12 protein-coding genes and 1 tRNA gene are annotated in these 16,506 nt (G+C 73.7%); 8 read left to right on the forward strand and 5 right to left on the reverse strand.

The window, feature by feature from the left end; genetic code table 11:
• Positions 1-47 precede the first annotated feature (47 nt).
• Together IO29_RS02410 and IO29_RS02415 are read right to left on the reverse strand one after the other, a co-directional pair.
• A complete protein-coding gene (locus IO29_RS02410; RefSeq protein ID WP_030377393.1) occupies positions 48-1,358 on the reverse strand; it encodes an MFS transporter in 1,311 nt (436 codons plus the stop codon).
• A 202-nt stretch (positions 1,359-1,560) separates the two neighbouring features.
• Positions 1,561-3,156, reverse strand: a complete 1,596-nt coding sequence (locus tag IO29_RS02415) for a potassium/proton antiporter (protein WP_078618059.1) — start codon at positions 3,154-3,156, stop codon at positions 1,561-1,563.
• A 286-nt stretch (positions 3,157-3,442) separates the two neighbouring features.
• Between IO29_RS02415 and IO29_RS02420 the strand changes: the two genes are divergently transcribed.
• A complete protein-coding gene (locus tag IO29_RS02420; RefSeq protein ID WP_030377395.1) occupies positions 3,443-6,367 on the forward strand; it encodes a penicillin acylase family protein in 2,925 nt (974 codons plus the stop codon).
• Positions 6,368-6,450: 83 nt separating this feature from the next.
• On the opposite strand, the gene IO29_RS02425 is transcribed toward IO29_RS02420, so the two are convergent.
• Positions 6,451-7,122 (reverse strand): 5-formyltetrahydrofolate cyclo-ligase, encoded by a 672-nt coding sequence (locus IO29_RS02425; protein WP_051707406.1) that lies wholly within the window; start codon positions 7,120-7,122, stop codon positions 6,451-6,453.
• A 61-nt stretch (positions 7,123-7,183) separates the two neighbouring features.
• On the opposite strand from IO29_RS02425, the gene galU reads away from it, so the two are divergent.
• The 7 genes from galU (at position 7,184) to IO29_RS02460 (ending at position 12,977) form a co-directional block, all read left to right on the forward strand.
• Positions 7,184-8,095, forward strand: coding sequence for a UTP--glucose-1-phosphate uridylyltransferase GalU (gene galU, locus IO29_RS02430; RefSeq protein ID WP_030377397.1), 912 nt, complete (start codon positions 7,184-7,186; stop codon positions 8,093-8,095).
• Between the two features lie 4 nt (positions 8,096-8,099).
• Entirely contained in the window at positions 8,100-9,446 is a 1,347-nt protein-coding gene (gene glp / locus IO29_RS02435; RefSeq protein ID WP_030377398.1) for a molybdotransferase-like divisome protein Glp, read from the forward strand.
• Between the two features lie 172 nt (positions 9,447-9,618).
• Positions 9,619-10,098 carry a cyclic pyranopterin monophosphate synthase MoaC gene (moaC, locus tag IO29_RS02440; protein WP_030377399.1) on the forward strand — a complete coding sequence of 160 codons (480 nt, stop codon included), beginning with the start codon at positions 9,619-9,621 and terminating at the stop codon, positions 10,096-10,098.
• On the forward strand, positions 10,095-10,703 hold the full coding sequence (locus IO29_RS02445) for a MogA/MoaB family molybdenum cofactor biosynthesis protein (protein WP_078618060.1): 609 nt from the start codon (positions 10,095-10,097) through the stop codon (positions 10,701-10,703). The genes moaC and IO29_RS02445 overlap by 4 nt, the downstream gene beginning before the upstream one ends.
• The gene (locus tag IO29_RS02450; RefSeq protein ID WP_078618061.1) at positions 10,700-11,335 is read left to right on the forward strand and encodes a GNAT family N-acetyltransferase; all 636 of its coding nucleotides are present in this window, start codon (positions 10,700-10,702) and stop codon (positions 11,333-11,335) included. The genes IO29_RS02445 and IO29_RS02450 overlap by 4 nt, the downstream gene beginning before the upstream one ends.
• A 142-nt stretch (positions 11,336-11,477) precedes the next feature.
• Entirely contained in the window at positions 11,478-12,821 is a 1,344-nt protein-coding gene (glpR, locus tag IO29_RS02455) for a divisome protein SepX/GlpR (protein WP_030377402.1), read from the forward strand.
• 82 nt (positions 12,822-12,903) lie between these two features.
• Positions 12,904-12,977: transfer RNA gene (locus IO29_RS02460), tRNA-Ala, on the forward strand.
• A gap of 61 nt (positions 12,978-13,038) precedes the next feature.
• Here IO29_RS02460 and IO29_RS02465 read toward each other — a convergent pair.
• Positions 13,039-15,522, reverse strand: a complete 2,484-nt coding sequence (locus tag IO29_RS02465) for an ABC transporter permease (RefSeq protein ID WP_030377403.1) — start codon at positions 15,520-15,522, stop codon at positions 13,039-13,041.
• Entirely contained in the window at positions 15,516-16,343 is an 828-nt protein-coding gene (locus IO29_RS02470) for an ABC transporter ATP-binding protein (RefSeq protein ID WP_051707407.1), read from the reverse strand. The genes IO29_RS02465 and IO29_RS02470 overlap by 7 nt, the downstream gene beginning before the upstream one ends.
• Positions 16,344-16,506: the final 163 nt, after the last annotated feature.

Consider the following 16,506-nt stretch of genomic DNA (forward strand, 5'->3'; position numbering starts at 1 on the left):
TGCTCAGTGAGTGCTAACGACGATCCATAGTGGCCTATTCCCTCCGTTCAGTCCACTGTCATCGGCGCGCGGTGACCGACGCCACGTGCGACCGGGTGCCCGGAGGGCCGCCCCGCCAGCACCGACCGCAGCGCCACGAGCACCACCAGGGCCGCCACCGTGCCACCCATCGGCACCAGGAACCCGGCGCCGTCCCACAGCCGGTCCTCCAGCTGCCCGGCGACGGTGACCGCGGCCGCCTGGCCGAGCGCGACCGCCCCGGTGAGCCAGGTGAACGCCTCGGTGCGGGAGCCCGCCGGGACCAGCTCCTCGACCAGCGTGTAGCCGGTGATCAGCGCGGGGGCGATGCACATGCCGACCAGCAGGCCGATCACCGCCAGGGCGGCCACCGAGTGACCGGTCCACAGCACGGAGGCGGCCACCGCCAGGCCCGTGTACGCCACGAGCAGCCGGCGGCGGGGCGCCGCCTTCCAGGCGATCGCGCCGCAGACGACACCGGAGAGCATGTTGCCCGCGGCGAAGACGCCGTAGAGGACGCCGTTGAGTCCCGGCTCGCCGATCGACTCGGTGAACGCGGCGAGCGCGACCTGCATGCCGCCGAAGACGCAGCCGATGCCCAGGAAGGCGACGATCAGCACGCGCACCCCGGGGACGCCCAACGCGGAAACGTGCCCCACGCGCGCGTGCCCCTCGCCTCCGTCCGCGTCGCCCGCGCGCGCGGACACGACCTTCCCGGCCACCGGCTGGGTCCCCTTCTGCGCGGCGAACAGCACGCCGCCGACGAGGGTCAGCCCCGCCTCCGCGAGCAGTCCGGCCGCCGGGTGCACGGCGGTGCACAGGGCGGTCGCCAGCAGGGGGCCGAGGACGAACGTCAGCTCGTCGGTGACCGACTCGAAGGCGGTGGCCGTCACCATCAGGGGCGAGCCCTGGAGCTTCACGCCCCAGCGGGCGCGCACCATCGGGCCGACCTGCGGCACCGAGGCACCGGTCGGGACGGCCAGCGCGAACAGCGCCCACAGGGGCGCGTCGGCGAGCGTGAGCACCGTGAGGGTGAGGGCCGCGGCGGCGTGCACCAGGACGCCGGGCAGCAGCACCGCGCGCTGTCCGTGCCGGTCGGCCAGACGGCCCCCGTAGGGGGCGAACAGCGCCATGGAGACGCCGGTGACGGCGGCGACGGCGCCCGCGGCCCCGTAGGAGCCGGTGGTGTGCTGCACGAGCAGCACCAGGGAGAGGGTGAGCATCGCGAACGGCTGGCGTGCCGCGAAGCCGGGGAGCAGGAACGTCCAGGCGCCGCGGGTGCGCAGCAGCTGCCCGTAGCCGGGACGGGACGACGACGTCGAGGTGACCGTGGATGCCACGGCCCGTGCCTTTCTGCCGCCTGGTAGCGCCGCCCCGGCACGGCTCACGCGCGCGTGGGGGCGACGCCGAGAGCTGTCCTCTTGCGCGGACTGCGGTAGATGCCGGGTCCACCAGGGTCCCGCCCTGGGGCCGCCCGGCCGCCATACGGTCGCGCCAGCTCTGCGTCAGGCAGAGTTGGTTCGATCAAGTACGCCGTTCATGCTACAGCGAGCCCGCTTTGCGGGCGCCCCGTCGCCGCGGCGCCCGGCCCTTCAGCGGTCCGTCGCCGCCGGGTCCGCCCCGGTTGCCCGCGCCCGCCCCGGGGCCGTCGCCGGGCGTGCCCAGCCAGTCGGCGAGCTTGCCGCCCTGGCCGACGGCGCGCAGCCGGCGCTCCGCCGCGTCGCGCACCGGGTCGGTGGCGACGACGAGAAGTTCGTCGCCGCGCGCCAGGACAGTCGTCGGCTGCGGCACGAAGGACTTCCCCTCGCGCACGACGAGCGTGACCGCCGCCCCGGCCGGCAGCCGCAGCTCGCGGATCTCGACGCCGTTCATCCGGGAGCCCTCGGGGATCGCCATGGAGAGCAGATGGCCGCGCAGCCGCTCCAGGGGCGCCGATTCGATGCCGAGGTCGGAGGCCTCGTCGCCGCGGCCCAGCCCGAGCCTGCGGGCCAGCCAGGGCAGCGTCGGCCCCTGGACGAGGGTGTAGACGACGACAAGAACGAAGACGATGTTGAAGATGCGACGGCTGTTCTCGACGCCGTTCACCATGGGGATCGTCGCCAGGATGATGGGCACCGCTCCGCGCAGTCCCGCCCACGACATCAGCGCCTGCTCCTGCCATGGCACCCGGAACGGGGTCAGGCACAGCACCACGCCGAGCGGCCGCGCCACCATGGTCAGCACCAGCCCTATGACGAGCGCGGGCACCACGTCGTCGCCCATCTCGTGCGGGGCGACCAGCAGGCCGAGCAGGACGAACATGCCGATCTGGGCGATCCAGCCGAGCCCGTCGGCGAAGCCGCGGGTGGCCGGCGCGTGCGGCAGCCGGGCGTTGCCGAGCAGCAGGGAGGCCAGGTAGACGGCGAGGAAGCCACTGCCGTGGGCGAGGGCGCCGGCCGCGTACGCGGCGACGGAGATGGCCATGACGGCGATCGGGTACAGACCGGAGGCGGGCAGCGCCACATGCCGCAGGCCCCACGCGCCGAGCCAGCCCACCGCGACGCCGATGGCGGCGCCGATCGCCAGCTCCAGCGCGATCTCGCCCACCAGGACGTACCAGTGCTCGACGGGTCCGGCGGTGGAGAAGGCGACGACGAGGATGACCACCGGGGCGTCGTTGAAGCCGGACTCGGCCTCCAGGACGCCCGTCACGCGCGCGGGGAGGGGGATCTTCCGCAGCACCGAGAAGACCGCCGCCGCGTCCGTGGAGGACACCACCGCCCCGATGATGAGCGCCTGCCGCCATTCCAGCCCGATCAGCCAGTGGGCGCCCGCCGCCGTGACGCCGACGCTCACCGCGACCCCGCCGAGCGCGAGCGCGGACGCGGCCGGCAACGCGGGCCTGATCTGCTTCCACTTGGTGCCCAGACCGCCCTCGGCGAGGATCACGACGAGGGCCGCGTAGCCGATGACCTGGGTCAGTTCGGCGTTGCTGAAGTTGATGTGGCCGATGCCGTCCTGGCCCATGGCCATGCCGATGCCCAGGTAGACGAGCAGGCTGGGGAGCCCGCTGCGCGAGGAGACGCGCACCGCCGCCACCGCGACGAGCAGGACGAGCGAGCAGACGAGCAGGAGCTGGTTGAGGTGGTGGACAGTCAGCGGCTGGTCCTTTCTCGGGGGCCGGCAACCAGGGCGGCGGGCAGGGCTGGTGATCGTGGCTGGTGAACGGGGCCGGTAGTTCGTTACCTTACCTAACTCTTGACGGTTTCTTGACGCGTGATCGCGGCTTCGTCGAACTCCCGTCCGGCCGGTTCCCGACTCCGCGTCAAGGCGGCGCGGGCCCTGCGCCTATGGTTGCTCCAGCGCTCGAGCGAAAGCGGCGCCGACAAGCCCAGCCGAAAAAGCAAGCACTGCCCGTCTGCCGTGTAAGGACGCAAGGACAGCGATGCCCCCCAACACCACCGCCTCTTCCGGTCAGGAGCCCGGCAAGTCCGGCAGGAAGAAGGGGCGCAGAGGCCGTCTCTTCGTCATCGTCCTCGTCCTGGCCGTCGTGGCGGGCGTGGCCTATGGCGCGTTCTGGTCGGTCAGCACCGTGCGCGCCTCTTTCCCGCAGACCAAGGGGTCGCTCACGCTCGAGGGCCTGTCCGGCCCCGTCGACGTGAAGCGGGACGGCTACGGCATCCCGCAGATCTACGCCTCCTCCGACGAGGACCTGTTCATGGCCCAGGGCTACGTCCAGGCCCAGGACCGGTTCTACGAGATGGACGTGCGCCGTCACATGACCTCGGGGCGCCTGTCGGAGATGTTCGGCAAGGACCAGGTCGACAACGACGAGTTCCTGCGCACGCTGGGCTGGGACCGGGTGGCGAAGAAGGAGTACGACACCAAGCTGTCGGCCGCCACCAAGAAGTACCTCCAGGCCTACGCCAAGGGCGTCAACGCCTACCTCCAGGGCAAGGACGGCAAGGACATCTCCCTGGAGTACGCGGCGCTGGGCTTCACCAACGACTACAAGCCCCAGAAGTGGACGCCCGTCGACTCGATCTCCTGGCTCAAGGCGATGGCCTGGGACCTGCGCGGCAACATGCAGGACGAGATCGACCGCGCCCTGATGACGAGCCGGCTCGGCCCGAAGCAGATCGCCGACCTCTACCCGGAGTACCCCTACGGCCGCAACAAGCCGATCGTCCAGGAGGGCGCGTACAACGAGCTGACCGAGGCGTTCGAGCAGGGCGCCTCCTCGACAGGCTCGACCGGCTCCACGGGCACGAGCGGCACGACGGGCGGCACCGGCACGGGCAGCACCACGGGCACGACGGGCACCGGCGGTACGACGACCGGCACCACGGGCACCGGCGGTACGACGACCGGCACGACGGGCTCCACGAGCACGACGACGGGCACCACCACAGGCATCACCGCGGGCTCCTCCGGCTCCTCGACGGCCACGTCCTCCGGGACCACCGGATCGGGCCTCCAGAGCCAGCTCGCGGGCCTCTACAACGTCCTGGACGACGTTCCCACGGCCGTCGGCGTGAACGGCAACGGCATCGGCTCCAACTCGTGGGTCGTCTCCGGCGCCCACACGATCACCGGCAAGCCGCTGCTCGCCAACGACCCGCACCTGACGGCCTCCCTGCCGTCGGTCTGGTACCAGATGGGCCTGCACTGCCGGACCGTCTCCAGCAAGTGCCAGTACGACGTCGCCGGCTACACCTTCGCGGGCATGCCCGGCGTCGTCATCGGCCACAACCAGGACATCGCCTGGGGCATGACCAACTCCGGGGTCGACGTCACCGACCTGTACCTGGAGAAGCTCAGCGGCGACGGCTACCTGTACGACAACAAGACCGTGCCGTTCACCACCCGCAAGGAGACCATCGAGGTCGCCGGCGGCAAGAGCAAGACGATCGTCGTCCGCGAGACCAACAACGGCCCCCTGCTCTCCGACCGCGACGACGAGCTCGTCAAGGTCGGCAAGAAGGCCACCGTCGACACCGCCGCGCCCGACCGCGGCGACGGCTACGGGCTCGCGCTGCGCTGGACCGCGCTGGACCCGGGCAACTCCATGGACGCCGTCTTCGAGATCGACAAGGCGTCCGACTGGACGAGCTTCCGCAAGGCCTCGGCCGACTTCGAGGTCCCCTCGCAGAACCTCGTCTACGCCGACACCAAGGGCAACATCGGCTACCAGCTCCCGGGGAAGATCCCCACGCGCGCCAAGGGCGACGACGGATCGGTCCCGGCGCCGGGCTGGAACGCGAAGTACAAGTGGACCGGCTACGTCAAGCAGTCCGAACTGCCCTACGAGTACAACCCCAAGCGCGGCTACATCGTCACCGCCAACCAGGCCGTGGTCGCCAAGAGCACGTACCCGTACACGCTGACCACCGACTGGGGCTACGGCAGCCGCAGCCAGCGGATCACGGACCTGATCAAGTCCAAGATCGACGACGGCGGCAAGATCTCCACCGACGACATGCGTCAGATGCAGCTCGACAACAGCAGCGAGATCGCCAAGCTGCTCGTGCCCAAGCTGCTCAAGATCGACGTGTCTAACAAGTACGTCCGCCAGGCGCAGAAGCTCCTGGAGGGCTGGGACTACACCCAGGACGCCGATTCGGGGGCGGCCGCCTACTTCAACTCCGTGTGGCGCAACATCCTCCAGCTCGCGTTCGGCGACAAGCTCCCCAAGGAGCTGCGCGTCAAGGGCGAGTGCCTCTACGTCGAGCCGGCCGACAACACCGGTCCGGCGGACGAGGACCGCAAGGTGCGCGAGTGCGGGCAGCGCGACGCCTCCCAGGCACAGCCGGACGGCGGCGACCGCTGGTTCGAGGTGGTGCGCAACCTCCTCGACGACCAGGACAACGCCTGGTGGCAGTCGCCGGGGACGCGCACCGACAAGGCGACCAAGACCCGCGACGAGCTGTTCGCCCGCGCCATGCGGGACGCGCGCTGGGAGCTGACCGCCAAGATGGGCAAGGACGTCGACTCCTGGAGCTGGGGCCGGCTGCACCAGCTCAACCTGAAGAACCAGACCCTGGGCACCGAGGGCCCCTCGTTCCTCAAGTACATGCTCAACCGGGGCCCCTGGAAGCTCAGCGGCGGCGAGGCGACGGTCAACGCCACCGGGTGGAACGCGGCGGGCGGCTACGAGGCCCTGTGGGTGCCCTCGATGCGGATGGTCGTCAACCTCGGGGACCTCGACAAGTCCAAGTGGATCAACCTCACCGGGGCCTCGGGGCACGCCTACAGCGCGCACTACACCGACCAGACGGGCAAGTGGGTCAAGGGCGAACTGCTGCCCTGGAACTTCTCCGGCAAGGCGGTCGACGCGAGCACGGGCGACACGCTGGTGCTGAAACCGTGAGCGCGCCGGCACCCTGGGAAACGGGCGCCGGAAGAACGTGAAAAGGGCCCTCCACGCGCGCGTGGAGGGCCCTTCTCACGCGTTCACGACACAGCGGCGCCCCCGGTGCCGCCGAAGCGCCGTACCCCCGACGGCGTCACCACCGCGTGCACCGGGCGGTCGTGCGGCTCGGCCGGCACCTCGGCCACCACCTCCGTGTCGTACAGCAGGACCACCAGCGCCGGCGCGGCGCCCGCACGCGCCAGCCGGGCCAGTACGCGGTCGTAGGAGCCCCCGCCGCGCCCCAGCCGCATCCCGCGCCCGTCGACGGCCAGTCCGGGCAGCAGCACGGCGTCGGCGGCCAGCACGGCCTCCGGACCCAGCCGTTCCCCGGCGGGCTCCCGCAGCGTCATCCGGCCGCTCCGCCCGACGGCGACCAGCGAGCCGGGTCCGGCGTACCGGCCCCAGTCGAGGTCGTCGTCCGGCAGCAGGACCGGCAGCAGGACGCGCACCCCGCGCGCGTGCAGGCCGTCCAGGAGCGCGCGGGTGCCCGGCTCGCGCCCCACGGAGACGTACGCCGCCACCGTGCGCGCCCCCGCCAGCTCCGGCAGCCCGAGCGCGCGCCGCGCGAGCGCCCCCGCCGACTCCCGCACGTCATCCGCCGTCAACCCGCGCCTCACCGCGAGGAGTTCCCGCCGCAATGTTCGCTTGGCAGGCTCTGATCCGGATCCCAGGTGACTCACAGCCGTCTTCCGTATCCTTTCCAATGTGTTCATATGAGAGCGGATCAATCAGTTCCACAGATTCCGCACATATCGACCGGATATGGTGACGGACATGACTGAGTCGAACCCAACGATCAGCAGGATCACCAAGGCCGTCATTCCCGCCGCGGGCCTCGGTACACGGTTCCTGCCGGCGACCAAGGCCACTCCCAAGGAGATGCTGCCGGTCGTGGACAAGCCGGCGATCCAGTACGTGGTCGAAGAGGCCGTGTCCGCGGGGCTCGACGACGTCCTCATGATCACGGGCCGCAACAAGCGCCCCCTGGAGGACCATTTCGACCGCAACTACGAACTGGAGTCGGCCCTCCAGCGCAAGGGCGACGCCGGGCGGCTCGCCAAGGTCCAGGAGTCCAGCGACCTCGCCACCATCCACTACGTCCGCCAGGGCGACCCCCGGGGCCTCGGCCACGCCGTCCTGTGCGCCGCCCCGCACGTCGGCGACGAGCCCTTCGCCGTCCTCCTCGGCGACGACCTGATCGACCCCCGCGACCCCCTCCTCGCCCGCATGGTCCAGGTCCAGGAGCGGTGCGGCGGCAGCGTCGTCGCCCTCATGGAGGTCGCCCCCGAGCAGATCCACCTCTACGGCTGCGCCGCCGTCGAACCCACCGAGGACGGCGACGTCGTCAAGGTGACCGGCCTGGTCGAGAAGCCCGAACCGGCCGACGCCCCGTCGAACTACGCCATCATCGGCCGCTACGTCCTCAACCCGCGCATCTTCGACATACTGCGCAAGACCGAGCCCGGCCGCGGCGGCGAGATCCAGCTCACCGACGCCCTCCAGCAGCTGGCCGAGGACGAGAAGGTCGGCGGGCCCGTGCACGGCGTCGTGTTCGACGGCCGGCGCTATGACACCGGCGACCGCGGCGACTACTTGCGTGCCATTGTCAGACTCGCGTGCGAACGTGAAGACCTGGGCCCCGACTTCCGGGCCTGGCTTCGCCATTACGTCACCGAGGAGATGTAGTCACTTGAGCGCCGCCGCGACCCGCCCCGAGGACCCGGACCGCCTGTGGTCGGTGGACGAGCACCTCTCGGACATCCTCTCCACCGTCCGCCCCCTGGACCCCATCGAGCTGCAACTCCTCGACGCCCAGGGCTGCGTCCTGGTCGAGGACGTGATGGTGCCGGTGTCGCTGCCGCCCTTCGACAACAGCTCCATGGACGGGTACGCGGTGCGGGTCGCGGACGTCGCGGGCGCGAGCGAGGAGTTCCCGGCGGCCCTGACGGTCGTCGGTGACGTCGCGGCGGGTGCCGCCGAACCGCTCCACGTCGGCCCCGGGCAGGCCGCCCGCATCATGACCGGCGCCCCGCTGCCGCCCGGCGCCGAGACCGTCGTCCCCGTGGAGTGGACCGACGGCGGCCTCGGCGGCGGCCCCGTCACCAAGATGACGGCCCGCAGCGCCGCCCCCGAGGGCGCCACGGGCCAGGTCCAGGTCCACCGCCCGGCCGAGGCACGCGCGCATGTGCGCGCCAAGGGCAGCGACACCACGGCCGGTGAGCGCGCCCTGGAGGCCGGAACCGTCCTCGGCCCCTCCCAGATCGCCCTGCTCGCCGCCGTCGGTCACGCTTCCGTACGCGTGCGCCCGCGCCCGCGCGTGGTGGTCATCTCCACCGGCAGTGAACTGGTCCAGCCCGGCGAGGAACTGCGCGGCGGCCAGATCTACGACTCCAACAGCTTCGCCCTCACCGCCGCCGCCCGGGACGCCGGAGCCATCGCCTACCGGGTCGGCGCGGTCACGGACGACGCCGACATCCTGCGCTCCACCATCGAGGACCAACTCGTCCGCGCCGACCTGGTGGTCACCACCGGCGGGGTGAGCGTCGGGGCGTACGACGTCGTCAAGGAGGCGCTGTCCGCCGTCGGCGACGAGAGCGCCGCCGGGGGCGAGGAGGAGGCGCCGGCCGGGCCCGGGGTCGACTTCCGCAAGCTGGCCATGCAGCCCGGCAAGCCCCAGGGCTTCGGCGCCGTCGGCCCCGACCACACCCCGCTGCTCGCCCTCCCGGGCAACCCCGTTTCGTCGTACGTCTCCTTCGAACTGTTCGTCCGGCCCGCGATCCGTGCCCTGATGGGCCTGGGCGACGTGCACCGGCCCACTGTCCGGGCCGTCCTGGAGGCCGGCAAGGCGCTGACCTCGCCCGCGGGCCGCCGACAGTTCCTGCGCGGCCGGTACGCCGACGGCACCGTGACCCCGGTCGGCGGGGCCTCGTCCCACCTGGTGGCGGCGCTCGCCCATGCCGACGCGCTGATCGTGGTCCCGGAGGACGTGGAGTCGGTGGAGCCCGGCACGGAGGTCGAGGTCGTCCTGCTCGGCTGACGCGGGGGAGGCACGGCGGCGGTCCGGCGGCGGCCCCGCGGGCGGCCTCCCGGGCGGGGATGCGCAGGCTCCCGTTCGGCGGTCCGGCGCCGGTTGGCGGTAGCGTGTCGCTGCACACAGGCCCGGGCGCCCGACCGTCCGGGCCCGGGCCGTGACCGGGAGCGCACACCACATGAGCACGCAGGACCGACTGACGCACCTCGACGACGCGGGCGCCGCCCGCATGGTCGACGTCTCGGGCAAGGCCGTCACCGAGCGCACCGCCCGCGCCAGCGGCCGCGTACTGGTCTCACCGCGCGTGGTCGAACTCCTGCGCGGTGAGGGAATGCCCAAGGGCGACGCGCTCGCCACCGCCCGCATCGCCGGGATCATGGGCGCCAAGCGCACCCCGGACCTCATCCCGCTGTGCCACCCGTTGTCAGTGGCGGGTGTCAAGCTGGATCTGTCGGTCGCGGACGACGCCGTGGAGATCCGGGCCGCGGTACGCACCACGGACCGCACGGGCGTCGAGATGGAGGCGCTCACCGCGGTCTCCGTCGCCGCGCTCACCGTGATCGACATGGTCAAGGCGGTCGACAAGGGGGCGGTCATCACGGACGTACGGGTGGAGGAGAAGACGGGCGGCACGTCGGGCGACTGGAGCCGCGCATGACACGCGACGCGACGGACGGGACGCCCTACCGCGCGCTGGTCGTGACCGCCTCCAACCGCGCCGCCGCGGGGGTCTACGCGGACCGTGGCGGGCCGCTCATCGCCGAGGGCCTGCGGGGCTTCGGCTTCGCCGTCGACGGCCCGCAGGTCGTCCCCGACGGCGACCCCGTCGAGGCCGCCCTGCGCGCGGGCGCCGAGGCGGGCTACGACGTGATCGTCACCACCGGCGGCACGGGCATCTCGCCCACCGACCGCACCCCCGAGGCGACCCGCGCGGTGCTCGACCGCGAGGTCCCCGGCATCGCCGAGGCGATCCGCGCGTACGGCCGCGACAAGGTGCCCACGGCCGCCCTCTCCCGGGGCCTGGCCGGGATCGCGGGCGGCACCCTCATCGTCAACCTGCCCGGCTCCACCGGCGGCGTGAAGGACGGCCTGGCGGTGCTGGAGCCCCTGCTGAGACACGCGGTCGACCAACTCCGCGGCGGCGACCACGTCCGGGCCGGCGGGGAGGCCCACACCGGCGGGGAGGGTCACACCGCCGGGGACGGCCACACCGGGGCCCACGGCGGCGAGCACGCCGGGCCGAGCACCGGGGGTGCGCGCTGAACACCCCCTCCTGGCCCGTCGAACTGGCGGACGGCGACGTCCTGCTGAGGCCCATAAAGATGCGCGACCAGCGGGTCTGGCGCGAGGTCAACCGGCGCAACCGCGACTGGCTGCGGCCCTGGGAGGCGACGATCCCGCCGCCCACGCCCAGCGGCCCGATCGTCCACCGCCCGACCTACCGGCAGATGGTCAGGCACCTGCGCTCCGAGGCGGGCGCCGGCCGGATGCTGCCCTTCGTGATCGAGTACCAGGGGCGCCTGGTCGGCCAGTTGACGGTGGCCGGAATCACCTGGGGCTCGATGTGCTCGGGGCATGTCGGCTACTGGGTGGACGAGGCGGTCGCCGGCCGCGGGGTGATGCCGACGGCGGTCGCCCTCGCCGTGGACCACTGCTTCCGCACGGTCGGACTGCACCGGGTCGAGGTCTGCATTCGCCCCGAGAACCGGCCCAGCCGGCGGGTGGTGGAGAAACTCGGATTCCGCGAGGAGGGACTGCGCCCGCGTTATCTCCACATCGACGGCGCCTGGCGGGACCATCTCGTCTTCGCGCTGACCGCCGAGGAGGTCCCCGAGGGACTCCTCGCACGCTGGCGCCGTCGGCGGGCCGAGCGGGCGGGCGGAACCAGCAAATAAAAAATATGTTCGAATAGCATCACGGAGCGATCGGGCTTGTGACCGCATCGATCACAAAAAATGCTCGAAATATCAGCCAGATCGTGCGACACACCGGCCCAATTGGCGGATGGCCTCACGCAAATCCCTCTACCGTGTGAGCGTGAGCAGCAGCGGCCTCATCTACGCAGTCATTGTCGGGGCCTGGGCCGCCTACTTGGTGCCGATGTGGCTCCGTAGGCAGGACGAGCTGAACGAGGCCCGTCCGACGGAACGCTTCAGCACCGCCATCCGGCTGCTTTCCGGACGGGCGGGCATGGAGCGCCGGTACGCCAGGGACCTGCGCGCCCGCTCCGCCGACGAGTCGGAGCGCGACGCCGACCCGGACGACGTCACCGCCTCGGTGGACGTCCGGGCCTTCGCCATGCCCCCGGCCGGACAGCGCGCGCACACCCGGATCGCCCCGGCACCGCAGCGGTCCGCGCCGGTGCCGCCGCAGCAGGGCGCGCGGCCGGAGCCGTCCGCCCGGCCGGCCCGGCCCGCCCCGACGCCGCAGCAGGAGGCTCCCGAACGGCACTCCACGGCTCCCGAGCGGCATTCCACGGCTCCCGAACGGCACTCGGCGGCTCCCGAGCGGCAGCCGGCGGCGAGGGCGGCGTCCCGGCCCGTCCCGGGGGCGCGTCGGGCGCAGTCGGCCGAGGCCCTCGCGCGCGCCCGGCGCTCCAAGGTGCTCGCGCGCCGGCGGCGTACGACCGTGATGCTGTTCCTCGCCTTCACCCTGGGCGCGATCGTCGCCGCGGTGGGCGGGCTGGCGTTCCTGTGGGTGCCCGCGGTCCCGGCCGTGCTGCTCAGCGGGTACATCGCCTATCTGCGGGCGCAGGAGCGCAAGCGCTTCGCCTACCAGATGGACCGGCAGCGCGCCGAGGTCGCCGCGCAGCGGCTGCGCGAGCGCCGGCCCCGGCAGCGCCCCGCCGCCCTCGACGCCGACACCGACGAACCGGAGGACGGACCCGAGCCGGCCACCGACCCCGGCCTGTCCGCGCTCGCCGCCGACCGCCGCGCGCTCGTCGAACAGACCGACCACGCCGAGTGGGTCGACCAGCAGCGCGAACGGCAGCGCCGCCCCGGCCACGGCGACAGCTGGGACCCGGTCCCGGTGCCCCTGCCGACGTACGTCACCGCGCCGGTCGCCCCCCGTGCCACCCCGCACGTCGACCTGTCCGCGCCGGACACCTGGAGCGCGGCCCGCTCCAGCGCGGCCGACCCGGACACCGGCACGGGCGCGCACCGTGACGGCGGCGGCAGGCCGCGCGAGGCCCGCGACCGCGCCGCCCGCCCGGAGTCCGCCGCGGACACCGGCCCGGCGGAGGAGAAGCCGGACGGCGCCTCCGCCGACCGCAGCGACGCCCGCCGCGCCGCCTCGGCCCGCCGCTCGCGCGGCCGCGGCCGCACCCCGCTCTTCGACCAGTACGAGGACACCGACCGCCCCCGCGCAGCCAACGAGTGACGCCCCCCGTCCCTCGGCTGACCTGCCGGGGAACGGATTACCAAGCACCCTGACGGGGATGCTAGAGTTTCACTCGTTGCAAGGGCCTGTGGCGCAGTCCGGTAGCGCACCTCGTTCGCATCGAGGGGGCCAGGGGTTCGAATCCCCTCAGGTCCACGCACACGAGATCCCACCCGATCTGATTGATCGGGTGGGATTTCTGCGTTCCGGCGTGGATTCACCGGGCCGGCGCGTTCCGGCGCAGGGTGAGCGCCGTGGGGAGCAGGGTGGCCGCGGTGGCCAGGACGGCGCAGGCCGCGGTGGTCGCGGTCAGGGCCCTCCAGGGGAATGTCAGGGGGGCCGGGGCCGACTGGAGCGTCAGGGCCAGGTGAAGGGTGGTCAGGTCGGCCGCCGTCGTCACCAGGGCCAGGACGGTGCCCGTGGCCACCAGGGTCAGGGTCTCCGCCGTGGCCAGGCGCAGGAGTTGGGCGCGGGTCGCGCCGGTCAGGCGCAGGGAGCGCAGGTCGCGGGTGCGGGCCGCGGTGGCCATGGCCAGGGTGCCGGTGAGGGAGATGCCCGTGTAGAGGAGGGCGATGCCCAGGACCAGGGCGTAGCCGAGACGGGTGGTGCGGGTGGTGTGCGGGGCGTGCGCCGACACCCACTGCGCCCTGGTGGAGACCCGTGCGCCGGTCGCCTCCGCCGCCGCGCGCAGCGAGCGCGCCACCGCCGCCGCGTCCGCGCCCTCCGCCACCCCCACGTCGACCCGGTCCACCGGGGCGCCGGGCGCGTTGGCCGGGGTGACGTACGCGCCGTTGTCGCCGGTGCCGGTGGCCAGGACCGCCGCGATCCGCAGGGTCCTGCGTGTGCCGTCGCCGCGCCACACCGTCACCCGCTGACCCACCGTGTGCCGCGCCCACTCCTCGTTGACGACGATCGAGTCGTCGTCCAGCGCCGACAGCCGGCCCGCCGTCACCGGCAGCCGTACGGTCGCCGCGAGCGCGGCGGGGTCCACGGCGCGCGCCTCGGAGCCGATCAGGGCCACGCCGTCCTCCAGGACGTACACCTGCGTCCCGGCGGTGGCCGAGACCACCGCGCCCGGCACCGAGCGCAGCCGGCGCAGCGCGGCCTCGTCGAAGCCGTCCGTAGAGGAGGCGGGGGCGAGGACGAAGTCGGCTGTGTGCGCGCGCAGTTCGGTCGCCTTCGCGGCGTTCAGCATCCCCGTCGCGCCGAGCAGCGAGCCCGCCAGTGCGACCGTCACCAGTACCGGCGCGACGACGGACGCGGCCCGGCGCGCCCCGGCCGCCACGCCCTCGCGCACCAGCATGCCCGTGGCCGACGGCAGTCGGGCCGGCAGTGCGGTCAGCAGCCGCACCAGCGGGCCCACCAGAGCCGGGGACACCACCGCCACCGCGCTGATCAGCAGCATCGGACGGCTGACGTACGTCTTGCGGTGCAGCAGCTCGCCCGGGTCCCCCCGCAGCGCCAGGACCAGGGTCACGGCGGCCGTCAGCAGCAGGGCGGCGCCGGTCAGCCGGCGGCTCCACGGCAGGGTGCCGCGGTCCACCGCCGCCTCCCGCAGCGCCTGCGCCGGGCGCACCCGCCCGGCGCGCACGGCGGCCGTCGCCGCGCCGGCGCACGCCACCGTCAGGCCCGTCCAGAACGCCACCTGGTACGGCCACGCGTGGCCGCCCACCGTGAACCACTCCGGCGCGAGGTCCGCGTCGACCACCCACCCGGCCAGGTGCGGCGCGCCCCACGCGCCGAGCGCGCAGCCCGCGGCCGACGCCAGTACGCCGACGAGCAGCGCCTCGGTCAGGACGAGCCGGCGGACCTGGCCCGGCGTCGCGCCCACCGTGCGCAGCAGGCCCAGTTCGCGGCGCCGTCCGGCGACCGCGAAGGCGAACATCGACGCCACCACGAACACCGAGACGAAGCCGCTGACCCCGCCCGCCGTGCCGAACAGCGCGTTCAGCGCCGCGAGGGTCTCGGTGTCGCGGTCCGGGTCGGCGTCCGCCAGCCGGCGCGCGTCGCCGGTGAGCACGCGGACGCCGTCGGTGTCCCGTACGGCCCGGCGTACGGCGCCGGCGGGTGCGTCGACGACGAGTTGGAGGGCGGCGGGGGAGAGGCGGGCCGCGCGGCGGCCGGTGTAGAAGAGGGCGGTCTCGAAGGTCCTGGCGGGGGCGCCCCGCGCTGCGCCGGTGCTCCCCGGCCTGCCGACCGCCAGCGTGCCCACCACCCGGACCGTGCCGTCGGGCGTGCGCAGTCGTGCGCCCACCCGCGTCCAGTCGCCGGTCGCGGCCACCTCGTCGTCCGCCGTCGGGGCGCGCCCCGCCGCCAGGGTGTACGGGGCGTATGCCGCCGTCGGCCACGGGTGGCCCACCACCCCGCTCGGGCCGCCCATCACCCGTACGGGGAACGTGCGGTCCTCGACGACCGTGCCGAGCCGGCGCAGCGCGGCGACGGTCCGGGCGGGGACGGGGCGGGGGCGCGCGAGGGGCTTGCTGCGCACGCCGTGCGCGGTCGGTACGCGCAGGGTGTGCGCCCCCTGCACCACGACCGGCGCGGTGGCGAACCGTTCCGGCCGCCGCTCGGGGGCGTCCAGCGAGGCGGCGAGGGCCGCGCCCATGACGGCGATCAGCGCCACCCCGAGCGCCAGCGCGACGAAACTGCCGACGAAGGAGGACCAGCGGGTCCGCAGGGTCCCCACGGCGATGCTCAGCACGGCGCGGCCTCCCGTCGGGTACGCCCCTCGGACTCCCGCCCCGGCGTCTCCAGGTCCGCCAGCGTCGCCGCGATGCGCCGCGCCGACGCGCCCGTCAGCTCCCCGGCCACCCGGCCGTCGACCAGGAAGACCACCCGGTCGGCGTGGGCCGCCGCCACCGGGTCGTGCGTCACCATGACCACCGTGCCGCCACCGCCACCGCCACCGCCACCGCCACCGCCACCGCCACCGCCGCCCCCGCCGTCCCCCTCGTCCGCCACCGCCCGCAGCAGCCGCAGCACCTCGCGGCGCGCCGACGCGTCCAGCGCCCCCGTCGGCTCGTCGGCGAACAGCACCTGCGGGCGGGTGATCAGCGCCCGCGCCAGGGCGACCCGCTGCTGCTGACCGCCCGACAGCTCCGAGGGCCGGTGCCCGGCGCGGTCGCCGAGCCCCACCCGGTGCAGCACCGCCCGTACGTCGGCCCGGGCCGGGCGCCGGCCGGCCAGCCGCAGCGGGAGCGCCACGTTCTGTGCGGCGGTCAGCGAGGGCAGCAGGTTGAACGCCTGGAACACGAACCCGATCCGGTCCCGCCGCAGCAGCGTCAGCCGCCGTTCGCTCAGCGTCGTCAGCTCCGTGCCGCCGACCCCGACCGAGCCCGACGTCGGCCGGTCGAGCCCCGCCGCGCAGCTCAGCAACGTCGACTTGCCCGACCCGGACGGCCCCATGACGGCCGTGAAACCGCCGTGCGGGAAGGTGAGCGAGACGCCGTCCAGCGCCCGCACCCGCCCCTCGCCCGTCCCGAACTCCCGGGTCACCCCGGTCAGTCGCACCGCCACGTCCATGTGTCCCCGTCCCTCGCCCTTGGCCCTGCCCCGGCCGCTCGTGCGCCGGTTCTCCGTACGGCTCCACGAAACCGTCCGGTGCACCGCGGGCGCAGTGCGGCAGGGGCGAGACCCGGGGTGGGGCCAGGCATACCCCCGCCCCGGTGGCCAGGGCGATGGCACG

Origin of the sequence: Streptomyces sp. NRRL F-6676, from assembly GCF_000725625.1 — a bacterium.
In the GTDB taxonomy this organism is placed as follows: Bacteria; Actinomycetota; Actinomycetes; order Streptomycetales; family Streptomycetaceae; genus Streptomyces.

Coding starts and splice junctions, on each gene's coding strand:
- IO29_RS02420 (WP_030377395.1), top strand. CDS start 3,443: ATGCCCCCCAACACCACCGCCTCTTCCGGTCAGGAGCCCGGCAAGTCC.
- IO29_RS02425 (WP_051707406.1), bottom strand. CDS start 7,122: ATGAACACATTGGAAAGGATACGGAAGACGGCTGTGAGTCACCTGGGA.
- galU (WP_030377397.1), top strand. CDS start 7,184: ATGACTGAGTCGAACCCAACGATCAGCAGGATCACCAAGGCCGTCATT.
- moaC (WP_030377399.1), top strand. CDS start 9,619: ATGAGCACGCAGGACCGACTGACGCACCTCGACGACGCGGGCGCCGCC.
- IO29_RS02445 (WP_078618060.1), top strand. CDS start 10,095: ATGACACGCGACGCGACGGACGGGACGCCCTACCGCGCGCTGGTCGTG.
- IO29_RS02470 (WP_051707407.1), bottom strand. CDS start 16,343: ATGGACGTGGCGGTGCGACTGACCGGGGTGACCCGGGAGTTCGGGACG.